This is a genomic window from Kitasatospora azatica KCTC 9699, from assembly GCF_000744785.1.
In the GTDB taxonomy this organism is placed as follows: domain Bacteria; phylum Actinomycetota; class Actinomycetes; order Streptomycetales; family Streptomycetaceae; genus Kitasatospora; species Kitasatospora azatica.
Window position 1 is genome coordinate 2,195,728 of sequence record NZ_JQMO01000003.1, and the last position, 16,304, is coordinate 2,212,031.

Annotated in this window: 12 protein-coding genes; 7 read left to right on the forward strand and 5 right to left on the reverse strand. The window is 72.5% G+C overall.

Annotation, left to right across the window (positions count from 1 at the left end):
• Positions 1–220: 220 nt before the first annotated feature.
• From BR98_RS42065 to BR98_RS20435, 3 genes are all read left to right on the forward strand, one after another.
• Positions 221–3,121 carry a helix-turn-helix transcriptional regulator gene (locus BR98_RS42065; RefSeq protein WP_051969975.1) on the forward strand — a complete coding sequence of 967 codons (2,901 nt, stop codon included), beginning with the start codon at positions 221–223 and terminating at the stop codon, positions 3,119–3,121.
• Positions 3,122–3,384: 263 nt separating this feature from the next.
• A complete protein-coding gene (locus BR98_RS20430) occupies positions 3,385–5,007 on the forward strand; it encodes a S53 family peptidase (RefSeq protein WP_035846650.1) in 1,623 nt (540 codons plus the stop codon).
• 108 nt (positions 5,008–5,115) lie between these two features.
• Positions 5,116–5,295: a hypothetical protein gene (locus BR98_RS20435; RefSeq protein ID WP_035846652.1), complete on the forward strand. Its 180-nt coding sequence runs from the start codon at positions 5,116–5,118 to the stop codon at positions 5,293–5,295.
• A gap of 22 nt (positions 5,296–5,317) precedes the next feature.
• Here the strand turns inward: BR98_RS20435 and BR98_RS20440 are convergent, their stop codons facing one another.
• From BR98_RS20440 to BR98_RS20455, 4 genes are all read right to left on the reverse strand, one after another.
• Positions 5,318–5,608, reverse strand: a complete 291-nt coding sequence (locus tag BR98_RS20440; RefSeq protein WP_035846654.1) for a hypothetical protein — start codon at positions 5,606–5,608, stop codon at positions 5,318–5,320.
• Between the two features lie 186 nt (positions 5,609–5,794).
• Entirely contained in the window at positions 5,795–6,124 is a 330-nt protein-coding gene (locus BR98_RS38175) for an FmdB family zinc ribbon protein (RefSeq protein ID WP_083976767.1), read from the reverse strand.
• A gap of 120 nt (positions 6,125–6,244) precedes the next feature.
• On the reverse strand, positions 6,245–7,651 hold the full coding sequence (locus tag BR98_RS20450) for an MFS transporter (RefSeq protein WP_083976769.1): 1,407 nt from the start codon (positions 7,649–7,651) through the stop codon (positions 6,245–6,247).
• A gap of 262 nt (positions 7,652–7,913) precedes the next feature.
• Positions 7,914–9,398 carry a potassium/proton antiporter gene (locus BR98_RS20455; RefSeq protein WP_035846658.1) on the reverse strand — a complete coding sequence of 495 codons (1,485 nt, stop codon included), beginning with the start codon at positions 9,396–9,398 and terminating at the stop codon, positions 7,914–7,916.
• A gap of 310 nt (positions 9,399–9,708) precedes the next feature.
• Between BR98_RS20455 and BR98_RS20460 the strand changes: the two genes are divergently transcribed.
• Positions 9,709–12,429, forward strand: coding sequence for a penicillin acylase family protein (locus BR98_RS20460; protein ID WP_035846660.1), 2,721 nt, complete (start codon positions 9,709–9,711; stop codon positions 12,427–12,429).
• A 51-nt stretch (positions 12,430–12,480) separates the two neighbouring features.
• On the opposite strand, the gene BR98_RS20465 is transcribed toward BR98_RS20460, so the two are convergent.
• On the reverse strand, positions 12,481–13,068 hold the full coding sequence (locus BR98_RS20465) for a 5-formyltetrahydrofolate cyclo-ligase (RefSeq protein ID WP_035846662.1): 588 nt from the start codon (positions 13,066–13,068) through the stop codon (positions 12,481–12,483).
• Positions 13,069–13,107: 39 nt separating this feature from the next.
• On the opposite strand from BR98_RS20465, the gene BR98_RS20470 reads away from it, so the two are divergent.
• From BR98_RS20470 to glp, 3 genes are read left to right on the forward strand one after another with little or no spacing between them, the layout of a single operon-like run.
• Positions 13,108–13,947, forward strand: coding sequence for a GGDEF domain-containing protein (locus tag BR98_RS20470; RefSeq protein ID WP_051969976.1), 840 nt, complete (start codon positions 13,108–13,110; stop codon positions 13,945–13,947).
• 54 nt (positions 13,948–14,001) lie between these two features.
• The gene (gene galU / locus BR98_RS20475; protein ID WP_035846664.1) at positions 14,002–14,919 is read left to right on the forward strand and encodes a UTP--glucose-1-phosphate uridylyltransferase GalU; all 918 of its coding nucleotides are present in this window, start codon (positions 14,002–14,004) and stop codon (positions 14,917–14,919) included.
• A 42-nt stretch (positions 14,920–14,961) separates the two neighbouring features.
• Positions 14,962–16,266 (forward strand): molybdotransferase-like divisome protein Glp, encoded by a 1,305-nt coding sequence (gene glp, locus BR98_RS20480; RefSeq protein WP_035846666.1) that lies wholly within the window; start codon positions 14,962–14,964, stop codon positions 16,264–16,266.
• Positions 16,267–16,304 lie beyond the last annotated feature (38 nt).

Genomic DNA, 16,304 nt, shown 5'->3' on the forward strand with positions numbered 1-16,304 from the left:
CCGCTGCGGCGGGCCCGGGCTTTCTGCTGCCCGCCGCAGAGCAACTCCGCCGGCCAACTCCGATACCGCCCTGCGGAGATCAACTCCGGTCAAGGGCCTGTGAACTCCCTGTGATTCGTGAGCGAGCGATTCCGCCGGTCGGGCCGGTCTGATTTGATGTCAGGTCCATGGCTGGCGGACTTGGCGCGGGCCGCACTGGTACGGGGGAGGGAGCTCGGCAGTGCCGCTGCTCGGACGGGACGAGGACCTGCGGGCGGCCCGCGCCGCGCTGACGAACCGCTCGGCTGCACTGCTCAGCGGACCGGCCGGGATCGGACTGACGACACTGGCCGCCGAACTGGCCGCCCAGGCGGCGGCGGACGGCTGGACCGTGTTGCGCTGCGAACCGGTCGAGGAGGAGCGCGAGCTCCCGTTCGTCGGCCTCGGTGACCTGCTCTACTGCCTGCCGGCCGGACAGTTGGACACGCTGCTGAACGGGCTGGCCGAGGCACCGCGCGAGGCGCTGCGGGCGGCGCTGCTGCTCGGCCGACGGCCGGAGGCGCCGGTGGACCAATTGGCGCTGCGGGTCGGGGTGCTGGAGCTACTGCGCGAAGTCGCGGGCTCGGCGCGGGTGCTGGTGCTGCTGGACGGGGTGCACTGGCTGGACACACCCACGGCGGAAGCGTTGCGGTTCGCGCTGCGGCGGGCCGTGGGGGAGCGGCTGCGGGTACTGGCCACGGCACGGGAAGGGGAGCGGCCCACCGGCTGGCCCGGGGGCGCGGAGCTCACCGTGGGCGGGCTGGCGGCGACGGCGCTGGCGGAACTGGTCGCCCGCTCGGGGCCGTTGCCCGGTTGGGTGCCCAGCTCGGTGCCCAGCTCGGTGCCCAGCTCGGTGCCCAGCTCGGTGCCCAGCTCGGTGCCCGGTTCGGCGCACGGTTCGGTGTTCAGTGCGGGGCTTCGGGACGTGCAGCGGGTCGCGGGTGGGAATCCGCGAGTGGCGGTGGAGTTGGCGCGAGCCGGCTTCCGCTGGGGTCCGACCGGGCCGCGCCAGGTTCCGCCCGGCGTCCGGGAAACGGTGCGCGACCGGTTGGCCGGCTACGCGGCGGGCGAGCGGACTTCCCTGCTACTGGCCGCCGTCGCGGCGCGGCCCTCGGTACGGGAGTTGGACGCGGCACTCGGCGGGGGAGCGGCTGCCCTGCTGGACCGGGCGCTGCGCGCGGGGGTGCTGGAAGCCGGCAGGGGCGAACTCCGGTTCCGAGAGCCCCTGGTGCGGGCGGTGCTGCTGGCGGAGGCCTCGCCGGTGGAGCTGCTGGCCGCCGGGGAAGCGCTGTCCCGAGTGGCGGCGGACCCGGCGGAGCAGGCTCGGCTGGCGGTCCTGGGCGGGGCGACGGGAGCCGAGCTGGGCGCGGAGCTGCTGGCGGGCGCGGCACGAGCCGGCGCCCGGGGGCGGGACGAGGAGGCGTACGAGCTGGCGACGATCGCGCTGCTGGCGGTACGTCAGGAGGCCGACGGGCACGGGCGGGAAGCTGCCCTTCCAACCCTGATGGCCGCTGCCGAGTACGCGGCGGCGGTCGGACGCTGGGAAGAGGCGCGAGCGCTCGCCGCACAGGCACTCGCTGACGGCGGTTCGGGTCGGCTGCGAACCCGGGCCCGAGTGGTGATCCTGCGCGCGGCCGGTCAGGCGCTGGCGGGATACGAGTCGCTGCTCGCCGAGGACCGGGCGCTGTCCGCGTGGTCAGCCGCCCGCCACCTCTTCGCAGGGCGCCTCGCCCACGCCCACGCCGAGGCCGACCACGCCGTCGCCACCGCCACCGCGACCGCCGCCGGCACCCTCGAGGCCCGTACAGTCGCCGAGGCCCGAACGCTCCCCGCTGCCCGCACAGCCCCCGAAACCTGCGCGACCTCCGCCGCTCGCAGGGCTTGCACGGTCCTCGCGGCCGCCAGACTCGCGCTCGGCGAGCCGGCTGCAGCCCGCGAACTGCTCGACCGCGCCGGCGCGGCGCGGACCGTATCCCCGGACTGGCTGCTCCTCATGGACCTGGCCACCGGCTGCCAGGAACCGCGCACGTCCCACCCCGAGCCGCCCTCCTGCTCCCCAACGCCCCCCAATCCCGGCCCCTCCCTCCCCGCGCTCATCCTCAGCACCTTCGCCCACGGCCACTCCGGTGACGGTCCAGCAGCGCTGGCCGAGTCGCACCGGCTGGCCGAACTCCTGGCCGCGCGCGGTGAACCGCTGGCCGGCGCCTGGGCCACTCCCACCCACCTGCCCGCCCTGATGGCGACAGCCCTCGCCGAGCTGACCGGCGGCAGCGCCGAGCGGGCCCGGGAGTTCGCGCTGCGGGCGGCGGCCGGCTGGGGCGCGGTGGCCGCTCGGTGGCTGCGGGCGAGGGCGCTGGCCGTGGCGGGCGAGGCTGCGCTGCTGCTGGGTGAGGCGGTGACCACGGCGACCGGCGTGGAGGACCTGCAGGAGGTGAGGCGCCTGGCCGAGGAGTCCGGTGCGGCCGACCCCGACACGGTCCGCGCCCTGGCGCTGCTGGCCGAGGGACTGGTCGGCCTGGGCGAGCACGCTGCCGCCGCCGAGGTGCTGCGACAGGCGGCGCGGATCACCGGACGGTGGCAGGCACCGGACCTGGCGGCCGCGCCCGCCGCCCGGACCGCGCTGCAACGGGCCCAGGGCCTGGCCCAAGGCGGCCTGGGCAACGGACGCGAGGCAGTCGCGCTGCTGCACTCCGCCGCCGACCAGCAGCGTGCGGACCACCTCCCGCTCGAACTGGCCCGTACCCTGATCGCCCTCGGCTCGGTCGAGCGCCGACTCCGCCACCGCCCCGGCGCCCGTGCCGCACTGCAGGAAGCCCGCGAACTCTGCGCCGCCCGGGGCGCGCAGCCACTGCTCGCCCGGACCGAACGCGAGCTGGACCGGCTGGACCAGGCGATCGCCGTCCCCGGTGCGGACGGTGCGCTGCTGACGGCCAGTGAGCAATGCGTCGCCGGCCTCGCCGCCGACGGTGCGACCAACCGCGAGGTGGCGGCCGCCCTCTTCGTCAGCGTCAAGACCGTGGAGGGCACCCTCTCCCGGGTCTACCGCAAACTCGGCGTCCGCTCCCGCGCCGCCCTGGCCCGCGCGCTGACCACCTACAGCTAGCGCTACCTTCAGCGCCCCCCGACACCCGGCGCCAATCCCCCGACAGCCGACGCCACTTCACGACGCCCCGCGTCACCCTGAGCCACCCGGCGACATTCGACGACACCGCCGTGACACACGGACCGCAGGGGAAACCCCTCTTTTGACGGTGGATCGACAAACCTACCGTGGAGTCATCCGACCCCAGGTCGCCGACCGCCAATGCGAATCACCAACACCGTTGGCCCGCACGGCCGTTCGCTCCACGCCCCAGGAGGACTCCTGTGAAGTCCCGTTTCAGGCCTGTCATCGGGCTGCTCGCAGCACCCCTGCCGATCATCGCTCTTGCCGCCACGCCCGCGTTCGCCGCTCCGCAGGTGGAGGTGCGCGGAGATGTGGTGGCGGCCGTCAGCAACTCGACGCGGACCGGCGAGGTCGCGGCCGACCAGCGGATATCCGTGGCGGTCAGCCTGGCGCAGCGGGACCCGGCCGGGCTGGACGCGTTCCTGGCCCAGGTGACCGACCCGGCCTCGCCCTCGTACCAGCACTACCTGACGGTGGACCAGTTCGCCGATCGGTTCGGTGCCGACCAGCAGACGGTGGCCAAGGTGACCGGCTACCTCGCGGCCCAGGGGCTGCAGGTCGGCGAGGTGACCGCGAACCGGCTGACGGTGCAGGCGAGCGGCACCGCGGCGCAGCTGCGCAAGGCGTTCGGTATCACCCTGGCCACCTACCGGGACAGCCAGGACGGGCACAGCTTCTTCGCCAACACCACGGCTCCGGTGCTGCCCGCCGAGATCGCCTCAGTGGTCACCGACGTCTCCGGGCTGACCGACTACGCGAAGTACCGCCACTTCAACGCCGCCGCGCCGCACACCGCAGCCAAGGCGCCGACCGGTCTCAACCCGACCAACGCGCGCTCCGCCTACAACCTCACCTCCACGATCGGCGCGGGCTACAACGGCTCCGGCAGCACGGTCGCGCTGCTGGAGTTCTCGGCGTTCAAGCAGTCCAACGTGACCGCCTACGACAAGTACTTCGGCCTCACCCCCAGCACCCCGACCGTGGTCAGCGCGGGCGGCGGCACCACCGACCTGTCCGGCGAGGACGAGGTGGAGCTGGACATCGAGGTGGTGCAGGCGCTGGCGCCGGGTGCGGCGATCAAGGTCTACGAGGCGCCGAACAGCGACGCCGGGGAGACCGCGATCTACGCGAAGCTGGTCAGCGACAACGTCCCGGTGATCTCGATCAGCTGGGGCATCTACGAGGCCGGTGAGACCGCGAGCAACCGGACCGCGGTCGACACCGACCTCAAGGAGGCGGCCGCCCAGGGGCAGTCCGTCTTCGCCGCCTCGGGCGACAGCGGCTCGGACGATGCCGGCAACGGCGGCAAGTCCGTCGACTTCCCGGCCGCCGACCCGTACGTCACCGGCACCGGTGGCACCTCGCTGACCCTGTCCTCGGGGGCCTACAGCAAGGAGGCCGCCTGGTCGGGCAGTGGCGGCGGAGTTTCCTCGACCTTCGCCACCCCGGCCTACCAGAAGCCGGTGAACAGCGGCACCAAGCGCTCGGTGCCGGACGTCTCGGCGGTCGCCGACCCGGCCAGCGGCTGGGCGATCTACACCCAGGGCGCCTGGTACGAGTTCGGCGGCACCAGCGCGGCGGCCCCGAACTGGGCGGCGTTCGCGGCCGTCTACAACAGCGAGGCCAAGGCCAAGGGCAAGCCCGGCTTCGGCTACGCCAACAGTCGGATCTACTCGCTGGCATCCTCCAGCTCCTACTCCACCGCCTTCCACGACGTGAAGTCCGGCAGCAACGGCGCGTACAGCGCCGGGACCGGCTACGACAAGGTCACCGGCTGGGGTTCCTACAACGGTGCGAACTTCCTGAAGGCCTCCCTCGGCTGAGTTCGAACACTGAACGCTGAGGCTGAGCTGTGGGCTCTGAGTTCTGAGCTCTGGGCCGGGGGTCGGGCGTCTTCGCCCGGCCCCCGGCCGCCGTCCTACCCTGGACACATGACGGACCAGCCCACACCCGACCCCGAGCAGGCGCCCGTCCCGGCCGCCAAGCTCGTCTTCACCGATCCCTTCGCCCAGCAGACCAGCGACGACACGGATGCCGCCTGGGGTGAGTCTTCCTCCCGCCGCACCCTGGACTGGTACCTGGACCAGCGCCCCCCGCACCACGGCGACTGAACTACGGGTGACGCGAGCCCGGTCACGGGTGAATCGAACGGCAGTCGGCTGAGGTAGCGGCGTTCAGCGGCTGACGGACTGTCAGTGCGGCGAGCGGCAGTGGCCCGCCGGCCAGCGCGGCGGTGGCGGCGGCGACCAAGCCCGTCACCACCGCGCCGGGTCGGTGGCGCACCGCCTGCCGCAGCCGATGCCGGCCACCCCCGCCCCGCCGGATCGGGCGGAACTCGGGGACGGATCGGCCGGGCGGCAGCGCGGCCGGAACGGGCGGCGCGGGCTGGTGGACGGGGTGCCTGGGGCTGAGCGATTCGGTCATGGCCCAAGAGTCCTGCCGAACGCCCCAGCACGGCCGAACTCGTCCAGAGCCTGTGGACAACCCCGGGGCTGTGGAAAACCCGCAGGCGAAAAGGCACACAAGCCCAAAAGAGCAGGCAAGCGCGAGAGAGCACACAAGCACGAAGGCCCCCTGGGAATTCCCAGGGGGCCTTCGGCAGTGCCCGGATCAGCCGGCCGAAGCCGCCGACGAGGACGAGGAGGAAGGAGAGGATGACGCCGAGGAGGTCGAGGACGAGGAAGAGTCCCCGGAGGAGGACGACGCACCCGAAGAAGCCGAGCCGGACGAGGACGACGAGGACCCCACCGAGCTGCTCGAGGAGGAGCGGCTGTCCGTCCGGTAGAAGCCGGACCCCTTGAAGACCACACCCACCGCGGAGAAGACCTTGCGCAGGCGGCCCTGGCAGTTCGGGCAGACGGTCAGAGCCTCGTCGGTGAACTTCTGCACCACCTCAAGGCCGCTGCCGCACTCGGTGCACTGGTACTGGTACGTGGGCACTTGTCTTCCTCCTGGCACTCTCGGCTAGTGAGTGCTAACGACGGTCCATGATGCGGCATTCCGCTGGATCAGTCCAGCTTGGCCAGTAACGAGGCGGCCGAAGGGGCCTACAACGGCGAGTCACTCCGCGGCGGCCGCAGCCACCAGCACCGGAGCCGCGCTGCCATTCACCGGCGCAGCGTTCCTGCTCACCGGCGCAGAGTTCCCACTGATCACCGGCGCAGCGTTCCCGCTGACCGCAGCGTTCCCACCGGCCGGAGCAACGCTCCCGCTCCTGGCAACGGTACGGCCCGGCGCGCCGGAAGCCACCAGCAGCCGTCGCAACGTGACCAGCGCCACCAGTCCGAGCCCGGCCCCGGCGACCGGCACCAGGAACCCGGTGCGCGGCCCGCCGGCGTCGATCAGCTGCCCGGCGACGGTCGAGCCGATCGCCAGGCCGAGCCCGATCGCCCCGGTCAGCCAGGTGAACGCCTCGGTCTTGGCGCCGTCCGCGACCAGTGTCTCGACCAGCGTGTAGCCGGTGATCAGGGTCGGCGCGATGGCCAGGCCGCAGACCAGTCCGGCCACGGCCAGCGCGGTCAGGTTGGGCATCGCCCAGAGCGTCGAGCAGCCGAGCACCAGCAGCGCGTAGCTGGCCAGCATCCGCTGCCGGGCCGAGCGCCGCCAGGCGACCATCCCGTACAGCGCCCCGGCCAGCATCGAGCCGCCGGCGAAGATGCCGTAGACGATGCCGTTGACCTCGGGCTGCCCCTGGGCCTTGGCGAAGGCGGTGACCGAGACCTGCATGGCCCCGAAGACGGTGCCGACGCCCAGGAAGGAGCCGGCCAGCAGTCGCACGCCGGGGGAGGCCAGGGCGGAGACCCGGCGGGCGCCGGGCACGTGCGGGTGGCGGGCCGGTGCGGTGCGGCGCTGGGTGGCGAAGACCAGGCCGCCCAGCAGGGTCAGCGAGGCCTCGGTGACCAGTCCGGCCGCCGGCGCCAGGCCGGTGGCGATGGCGGTGGCCAGCACCGGGCCGATCACGAAGGTGAACTCGTCGGTCACCGACTCGAAGGCGAACGCGGTGTTGAGGTGCGCGGGCCGGGCCGACAGCTTGCCGACCCAGCGGGCCCGGACCATGGCGCCGATCTGCGGCACGCTGGCCCCGGCGGCCGCGGCGGCCAGGAAGAGCGTCCAGACCGGCGCGTGGCCCAGCGCGAGCGCGATCAGCGTGCCGACCGCGACGGCGTGCACCAGCACGGTCGGTACCAGCACGGCGGGCTGGCCGAAGCGGTCGGCCAGCCGTCCGGTCTGCGGTCCGACCAGCGCCTGGGCCACGGCGGAGACCGCCGCGACGGAGCCGGCCGTGCCGTAGGAGCCGCGGGTGTCGAAGACCAGCAGCACGATGCCCAGGCTGAGCATCGCGAAGGGGAGCCGGGCCACGAAGGCCGGGAGCAGGAACGTCCACGCACCGGGGGTGCGCAGGAGTGAGGTGTAGCCGACTCGGGCAGGGGCTACAGCGACGTTGTCGACCGTTCGGCGGGCCGTCACGGTTGGTTCTTCCTGCTGCCTGGTAGCGACGCCGGGGTGCGGGTGGTCCCCGACGGCGCCGAGAGTCGTCCTCTCGCGCGTCGACCGGGGTTGATACCGGGTCCGGCTGGCTGTGGCGGAAGCGGGAGACCAGAAAAGCGGACCGCGGCCGCCGAGCGGTCGCGCCAACTCTGCTTCAGGCAGATGTTGCGGGTGTGTATGAAGCCATACTACAGGGGCACTGGTGAGTACCACCTTTAATTCTACGGTATGGCGCCACCATTCACCTTCCGTTCAGCCAGCTCGCCAGCTTTCCGCCCTTGTCCACGGCCCGCAGCCGCTTCTCGGCGGCCTCGCCGACCGCCTCGGTAGTGACCACCAGCAGCTCGTCCCCGGCCCGCAGCACGGTCGCCTTGTCCGGCACGAAGCTGCTGCCCTCGCGGACCACCAGGGTCACCGCCGCCCCGGCCGGCAGCCGCAGCTCGCCGACCTCGACGCCGGACATCTTCGAGCCGGGCGCCAGCGAGACCGAGAGCAGGTGCCCGTGCAGGTGCTCCAGCGGCGCCGACTCGATGCCCAGGTCCTGGCCGATCGCGCCCTCGGAGATCCGCAGCTGCCTGGCCAGCCAGGGCAGCGTGGGGCCCTGCAGCAGGGTGAAGACGACCACCAGGATGAAGACGATGTTGAAGACGTCCTGGGCGTGCGGCACGTCGGCCACCAGCGGGATGGTGGCCAGCACGATCGGCACCGCCCCGCGCAGCCCGGCCCAGCTGAGCAGCGCCTGTTCGCGCCAGGGCAGCCGGAACGGGGTGAGAGTGATCACCACCGACAGCGGCCGGGCCAGCAGCACCAGCACCGTGCCGATCACGATCGCCGGCCAGACCGCCGAGCCCATGGTGGCGGGCGTGCAGAGCAGGCCGAGCAGCACGAACATGCCGATCTGCCCGATCCAGGCCAGCCCGTCGGCGAAGCCGCGGACCGCCGGACCGTGCGGCAGTTTGGCGTTGCCGAGCAGCACCGCGCAGATGTAGACGGCCAGGAACCCGGAGCCGTGCAGCAGCGCACCGCCGGCGTAGGAGAGCACGGTCAGGGCCAGCACGGCGATGGGGTACAGGCCGGAGGAGGGCAGCGCCACGTGCCGCAGGCCGAAGGCGCCGATCCGGCCGACCGACAGGCCCACGGCGGCGCCGATCGCCAGCTCGGCGATGATCGTGCCGACCAGGACGTACCAGGAGTCGAACGGTCCGGTGGTGGCGAAGGCGACCACCAGGATCACCACGGGCGCGTCGTTGAAGCCGGACTCGGCCTCGAGCAGGCCGTTCAGTCGGGCCGGCAGCGGCACGGTGCGCAGCACCGAGAAGACGGCGGCGGCGTCGGTGGAGGAGACCACGGCGCCCAGCAGCAGCGACTCCCGCCAGTCGAGGCCGACCAGGTAGTGCGCCCCGGCGGCGGTGACGAAGACGCTGATCCCGACCCCGAAGGTGGCCAGCACCGAGGCGGCGGGCAGGACCGGTCTGAGTTCGCGCGAGTTGGTCTTGAGGCCGCCCTCGGCCAGGATCACCACCAGTGCGGCGTAGCCGAGCACCTGGGTGAGCTCGGCGTTGTTGAAGGTGACGCCGAGTCCGTTCTGGCCGAGTGCCACCCCGATCCCCAGGTAGAGCAGCAGGCTGGGCAGGCCGGAGCGGGTCGAGAGCCGCACCGCGACCACCGCGACCAGCAGGATCACGGAGCATTCGAGCAGGAAGGTGTTCAGGTGGGCGACATTCACGCAGGGGCACCTCGGGGTCGCGGGCGGTAAGGGCGGGCGGCACGGGAGGGGTCACTGTGGCGGGGGTGGGCGAAGTGACACGGGGTCAGTCGATGGATCGTTACCCAGACTAACATTTTACCTGATCTTTGAAGTAGTGAATTCCGCGTACCGCCCGAGCCGACCCCTCAGCCGCGCCCGGTAGGGTCCCTGTGGTTCCACCGTGGGCGTCCCCCGTGCAACCGCGCCACCTGAGTCGTCCTAATGTGGTGAGCGGTCACGGCCGCCCAGCTGATGTGACGTTGCCCCGCTCCCTGCCGCTAGGACCCAGATGCCCCGCTCGAAGAAGTTCCGGCGCGCCCGTCTGATCGTGCTTGTGCTGGTCGTGCTCCTGGTGGCCTCGGTCGCGGCCGGCAGTTGGTACGCGGTGGACACGGTGCGCGCCTCGTTCCCGCAGCTCAGCGGGAGCGTCAGGGTCGCCGGCCTGAGCGCCGCGGTGGACGTCAAGCGGGACGCCCAGGGCATCCCGCAGATCTACGCCGACACGCCCGAGGACCTGTTCAAGGCACAGGGCTACGTGCAGGCCCAGGACCGGTTCTGGGAGATGGACGTCCGCCGGCACATCACCGCCGGCCGGCTCTCCGAGATGTTCGGATCGAGCCAGGTCGACACCGACGCGTTCATCCGCACCATGGGCTGGCGCGACGTCGCCCAGCAGGAGTACGACACCCAGCTCAGCCCGGAGACCAAGAAGAACCTGCAGGCCTACGCGGACGGCGTCAACGCCTGGCTGGCGCAGCACCCCGGCGGCCGCTCCGCCGCGCTGGAGTACGCGCTGCTCGGCACCGTCAACAGCGGCTACAAGCCCGAGCAGTGGACCCCGGTCGACTCGGTGGCCTGGCTGAAGGCGATGGCCTGGAACCTCTCCGGCAACCTGCAGGAGGAGATCGACCGCTCGCTGCTGAGTCAGGCCTTCTCCCCGGACCAGATCAACCAGCTCTACCCGGACTACCCGTACGACCGCAACGGCACCATCGTGCAGACCGGCACGGTCGGCACCGACGGCAGCTACAAGCCGCCGGCCGCGGCCGCGGCCAACAGCGGCAGCCCCACCCAGCAGGGCGCGGCGGTCACCCGGGGCCTGCAGGACATCTCCGCCAAGATGGCGGCCCTGCCGCAGCTGCTCGGCCCGCAGGGCCAGGGCATCGGCTCCAACTCCTGGGTGGTCTCCGGCGAGCACACCACCACCAACAAGCCGCTGCTGGCCAACGACCCGCACCTGGGCCCCGGCCTGCCCAACGTCTGGTACCAGATGGGCCTGCACTGCCGCACCGTCGGCACGGCCTGCCCGTACGACCTGTCCGGCTTCACCTTCGCGGGCCTGCCGGGCCTGGTGATCGGCCACAACCAGTCGATCACCTGGGGCTTCACCAACCTCGGCGCCGACGTGACCGACCTCTACCTGGAGAAGGTCGCCGGCCCGGACACCTACCTGGTCGACGGCAAGGACGTGCAGTTCCAGACCCGCAAGGAGACCATCAAGGTGGCCGGCGGCAGCGACCGCGTGATCACCGTGCGGACCACCAACAACGGCCCGCTGATCTCCGACCAGAGCACCGAGCAGCAGAAGGTCGGCACCTACGCGCCGGTCGGCAACGTCGCCCCCGACCGCGGCACCAGCGGCTACGGCGTGGCGCTCAAGTGGACCGCGCTGGACCCCGGCAGGACCATGGACGCCGTCTTCGAGATCGACCGGGCCACCGACTGGGCCGGCTTCCGCAGCGCCGCGAGCCACTTCGCGGTCCCCGCGCAGAACCTGATCTACGCCGACACCAAGGGCAACATCGGCTACCAGGCCCCGGGCAACATCCCGGTCCGCGGCAAGGGCGACGGCACCACCCCGGCGCCGGGCTGGGACAGCGCCTACAACTGGCGCAAGACGTACCTCGACTTCAAGACCCTGCCGTGGGCCCTCAACCCGCCGGCCGGCTACATCGTCACCGCCAACCAGGCCGTGGTCGACCCCTCCTACAAGCCGCTGCTGACCAAGGACTGGGAGTACGGCACCCGGGCCAAGGAGATCACCGACCAGATCAACGCCCGGCTCGGCAAGGGCGGCAAGATCTCGCCCGACGACATGCAGTCGATGCAGCTGGACAACACCAGCGTGCTGGCCAAGACCCTGGTCCCGCTGCTGCTCAAGGAGCAGATCAGCGACCCGTACGTGCGCCAGGCCCAGGACCTGCTGAAGGACTGGAACTACAACCAGGACGCCGACTCGGCCGCCGCCGCCTACTACAACGGCGTCTGGCGCCAGCTGCTGGTCCTGGCCTTCGGACAGAAGCTCCCGGCCTCACTGCGGGCCCAGGGCGACTGCCTGCTGGTCCAGCAGAAGGTGGACGTCAACCAGCCGGACGGCACGGTCGGTGGCGAGACCAAGATCGTCACCCAGTGCGGCAGCCGCAAGCCCAGCCAGGCCCAGCCGGACGGCGGCGACCGCTGGATGGAGGTGGTCCGCCAGCAGCTGGGCAACCCGACCAGCCCGTGGTGGGACTACATCGACTCCAACCACCTGCAGCAGCACGGCCTGGACAACCTGCTGAAGGAGGCGATGAAGGACGCCCGCCAGGACCTCACCGCCCACCTCGGCAAGGACATCTCCACCTGGAGCTGGGGCCGGCTGCACCCGCTGAACCTCAAGGAGCAGACGCTCGGCGTCGACACCTCCTCGATCGCCTCCGGGGTGGTGCACCGACTGCTCAACCGCGGGCCGTACCAGATGTCCGGCGGCTCGGCGGCGGTCGACGCCACCGGCTGGACGGCGGCGGCCGGCTACGACGTGGACTGGATCCCGTCGATGCGGATGGTGGTCGACCTGAGCGACTTCAACGCCTCGCACTGGATCAACGTGGGCGGCGAGTCCGGGCACGCGTTCCACGACAACTACGACGACCAGACCGACCTGTGGCGACAGGGCAAGCTGCTGCCCTGGGCCTGGTCCAGCAGCGCGGTGGACCAGGCGACCAGGAACAAGCTCACCCTGACGCCGTGACCCCGACGCCGAAAAGCACCACCTGCTGACGGCGGATCAAGAGGCGGCGGATCAGAACCGGTGCACGCCCGTGGGAGTCACCACGGCGTGCACCGGCCGGTCGTGCGGCTCGGCCGGCACCCGTTCCAGCAGCTCGCTCCCGTAGAGCAGGGTGGCCAGCAGCGGCTCGGCGCCGGCTCGGGCCAGCCGGGCCAGCACCCGGTCGTAGGAGCCGCCGCCGCGCCCCAGCCGCAGCCCGTGCCGGTCCACCGCCAGTCCGGGCAGCAGCACCACATGCGCCGCGCAGACGGCGGCCGGGCCGAGCCGCGGGCCGGTCGGCTCCAGCAGGCCGCGGGCGGCGGGGGCCAGCCGCTCGGGGCCCTGGTAGGCGGCCCAGTCCAGGTCGTTGTCCGGCAGCAGCACCGGCAGCAGGACCGGGACACCGCGCCCGTGCAGCAGGTCGAGCAGCGGGCGGGTGCCGGGCTCCGCGCCGACCGAGACGTAGGCGGCCACGGTGGCCTCGGCGGGGACCAGAGCAAGCGCTTGCTCAGCCAGCGCCGCAGCGGCCGCGGCCCGCTGTTCGGGGGACAGCGCCCGCCGGTCGGCCAGCAGGCGTGACCTCAGTTCGGCCTTCTCGTTGTACAAGAGATCGTCAGACACGGATCGATCCTCCCGCAGTCGCTCCCCCGAGGGAGTCCCATGGCACTCGTGGTCCAGGCGCTCGCCCTGCTCAGCCTCCCGCTGGCCGCGCTCTGCGCCCTGCTCGCGCTCCGCCTGCGCCGCTCCCGCAACACCCGCACCGACCAGGAACGCGGCCTGCGCACCCAGCTGGCCGAACTCGAGGAGCGCTGCGCCGAGCTGGCCCGCAGCGCCGCCCGTGACCCGCTCACCGGAGTGTGGAACCACCGCCACCTCCAGCTCACCCTGGAGCGTGAGGTGCAGCGCTGCCGGCGCCGGCTCAAGCCGGGCGAGAGCGCACCGGAACTGGCCGTGGTGCTGCTGGAGATCGAGGGCTTCGAGGCGGTCAACGCCGAGCACGGGCGGCACCGGGCCCAGGCGATCCTGCGCGACCTGGCCCAGCGGCTCACCGTCGAGGTCCGCCGCTCGGACACCCTCGGCCGGTACGGCGGCACCGAGTTCCTGGTGGTGCTGCCCGACACCGGCGCCGCGGGCGCGGCCAAGGTCGCCGAGCGGCTCTGCTGGACGGTCCGCCGCCACCGGCTGCTGGGCTGGACCCTCGAGCCCTGGCAGGGGGAGTCGCCGTCCGGCAGCGGCAGCGGTACCGGCAGGGGCAACGGCAACGGCCTGCGGGCCAGCGCCGGCATCGCGGTGCTCGGCGCCGACGGCGGCTACCACCCGGTCCCGCTGCTGCGCGCCGCCGACCGCGCACTGCTCGCCGCCAAGCGTGCGGCCGCCCGGGCAACGCCCACCGAAAGGCACGGTAATCTGTCGCCCTGTGCCGGCCCGGGTCCCACAACCCACACCGGCGCCGCCCGTACCGTCGCTGCCGTGACTGTCGCCGACGAGGTTCGTTCATAGCCGATTAACCTCGCTCTCAGTCAGGGCGGTCATCTGCCTTAGTAAGGTCAACGCATGACGACGAACCCCCGCATGCCCGTCACCAAGGCCGTTGTGCCTGCCGCCGGTCTCGGAACCCGCTTCCTGCCGGCCACCAAGGCCACGCCCAAGGAGATGCTGCCCGTCGTCGACAAGCCGGCCATCCAGTACGTGGTCGAAGAGGCCGCCGCCGCCGGCCTGTCCGACATACTGATGGTCACCGGCCGCAACAAGCGCGCCCTCGAGGACCACTTCGACCGGGCCTACGAACTCGAGGAGCTGCTCGCCCGCAAGGGCGACGAGGACAAGCTGCGCCGGGTCCAGGAGTCGGTCTCGCTGGCCAACATGCACTACGTCCGCCAGGGCGACCCCAAGGGCCTGGGCCACGCCGTGCTGGTCGCCGAGCAGCACGTGGCAGGGCAGCCGTTCGCGGTGCTGCTCGGCGACGACCTGATCGACCCGCGCGACCCGCTGCTCTCCCGGATGATCGAGGTCCAGCAGGAGCTGGGCGGCTCGGTGGTGGCGCTGATGGAGGTCGACCCGGCGCAGATCCACCTCTACGGCTGTGCGGCGGTCAAGGCGAACGGCTTCGGCGAGGACGTCTTCCACGTCACCGACCTGGTGGAGAAGCCGGAGCCGGCTGACGCCCCGTCGAACTACGCGGTGATCGGCCGTTACGTGCTGGACCCGGCCGTCTTCGACGTGCTGAAGAAGACCGAGCCCGGCCGCGGCGGCGAGATCCAGCTGACCGACGCGCTGCGCACGCTGTCCACGCTGAGCCTCGAGGAGGGCGGTCAGGTGCACGGTGTGCTCTTCGACGGCCGCCGCTACGACACCGGTGACCGCGCCGACTACCTGCGCGCGATCGTCCGGCTGGCCTGCGAGCGCGAGGACCTGGGCCCGGAGTTCCGCGGCTGGCTGAAGGACTTCGTCAGCGGCGAGATGCAGAGCTGATCAGGAACAGATCGAGTTGGCCGATCGAAGGGCGGTAGGGCGATGAGCCGGCAGGACGCGTGCGGGACCGAGACCCCGGGACACCGGCACTGGACCGTCGACGAGCACCTCGCCGACGTGCTGGCGCAGGTCGCCCCGCTGCCCGCGATCGAGCTGCAGCTGCTGGACGCCCAGGACTGCCGGCTCGCCGAGGACGTGGTCGCCGCCGGTGACCTGCCGCCCTTCGACAACAGCTCGATGGACGGCTACGCCGTCCGTACCGCCGACACGATCGGCGCCACCGAGCGCTACCCGTCGGTCCTGACCGTGGTCGGCGAGATCGCCGCCGGGGCCGGTGAGCTGCCCAAGGTCGGCCCCGGACAGGCCGCGCGGATCATGACCGGCGCCCCGGTGCCGCCCGGCGCCGAGGCCGTCGCCCCGGTCGAGTGGACCGACGGCGGCAGTGGCACCGGCCAGGCCGCCGACGCGATGAGCGCGGCCCAGCCCAGCACCGAGGTGCGGGTCCGCCAGGAGGTCCGCGAGGGCGAGCACATCCGCCGCCGGGGCAGTGATGTCCGGGCCGGCAGCACCGTGCTCACCGCCGGCACCCGGCTCGGCCCGACCCAGCTCGGCCTGCTGGCGGCGATCGGCCGCGGCGAGGTGCGGGTCCGCCCGCGCCCGCGGGTGGTGGTGCTCTCCACCGGCAGCGAACTGGTGCAGCCCGGCGAGCCGGTCGGTCCCGGGCAGATCTGGGACTCCAACAGCTTCACCCTGACCGCCGCCGCCCAGGCGGCCGGCGCGATCGCCTACCGGGTCGGCGGGGTGCGCGACGAGGCGGCGGTGCTGCGCGGCGTGCTGGAGGACCAGCTCGGCCGGGCCGACCTGATCGTCACCAGCGGCGGGGTCAGCGTCGGGGCCTACGACGTGGTCAAGGAGGTCTTCGCCGACTACGGCGGGGTGGACTTCCGCAAGCTGCGGATGCAGCCCGGCAAGCCGCAGGGCTTCGGCCGGATCGGCGCCGGCGACGGCGGCGCGGGCATCCCGCTGCTCGCCCTGCCCGGCAACCCGGTCAGCGCCTACATCTCCTTCGAGCTGTTCGTCCGCCCGGTGATCCGCACCATGCTCGGCGCGTCCGACGTGCACCGTCCGGTGGTCCGTGCCGTCTGCACCGCGGACCTGCGCTCGCCGGCCGGCCGCCGGCAGTTCCTGCGCGGCTGGTACGCGGAGGGCACGGTGGCGCCGGTCGGCGGCGCGGACTCGCACCTGGTCGGGGCGCTGGCCCGGGCGAACTGCCTGATCACCGTCCCCGAGGACGCGGTCGCGGTGACCGCCGGCGAGGCCGTCGACGTGGTCCTTCTGACGGACTGACGGCCGTTCGCCGGTCGGACCGCTCACGATCAGGCGGG

Excerpts from the sequence above, each read along its gene's own strand:
- BR98_RS20435 (WP_035846652.1), top strand. The coding sequence starts at position 5,116 with ATGACGGACCAGCCCACACCCGACCCCGAGCAGGCGCCCGTCCCGGCC.
- BR98_RS20440 (WP_035846654.1), bottom strand. The coding sequence starts at position 5,608 with ATGACCGAATCGCTCAGCCCCAGGCACCCCGTCCACCAGCCCGCGCCG.
- BR98_RS20460 (WP_035846660.1), top strand. The coding sequence starts at position 9,709 with ATGCCCCGCTCGAAGAAGTTCCGGCGCGCCCGTCTGATCGTGCTTGTG.
- BR98_RS20470 (WP_051969976.1), top strand. The coding sequence starts at position 13,108 with ATGGCACTCGTGGTCCAGGCGCTCGCCCTGCTCAGCCTCCCGCTGGCC.
- galU (WP_035846664.1), top strand. The coding sequence starts at position 14,002 with ATGACGACGAACCCCCGCATGCCCGTCACCAAGGCCGTTGTGCCTGCC.
- glp (WP_035846666.1), top strand. The coding sequence starts at position 14,962 with ATGAGCCGGCAGGACGCGTGCGGGACCGAGACCCCGGGACACCGGCAC.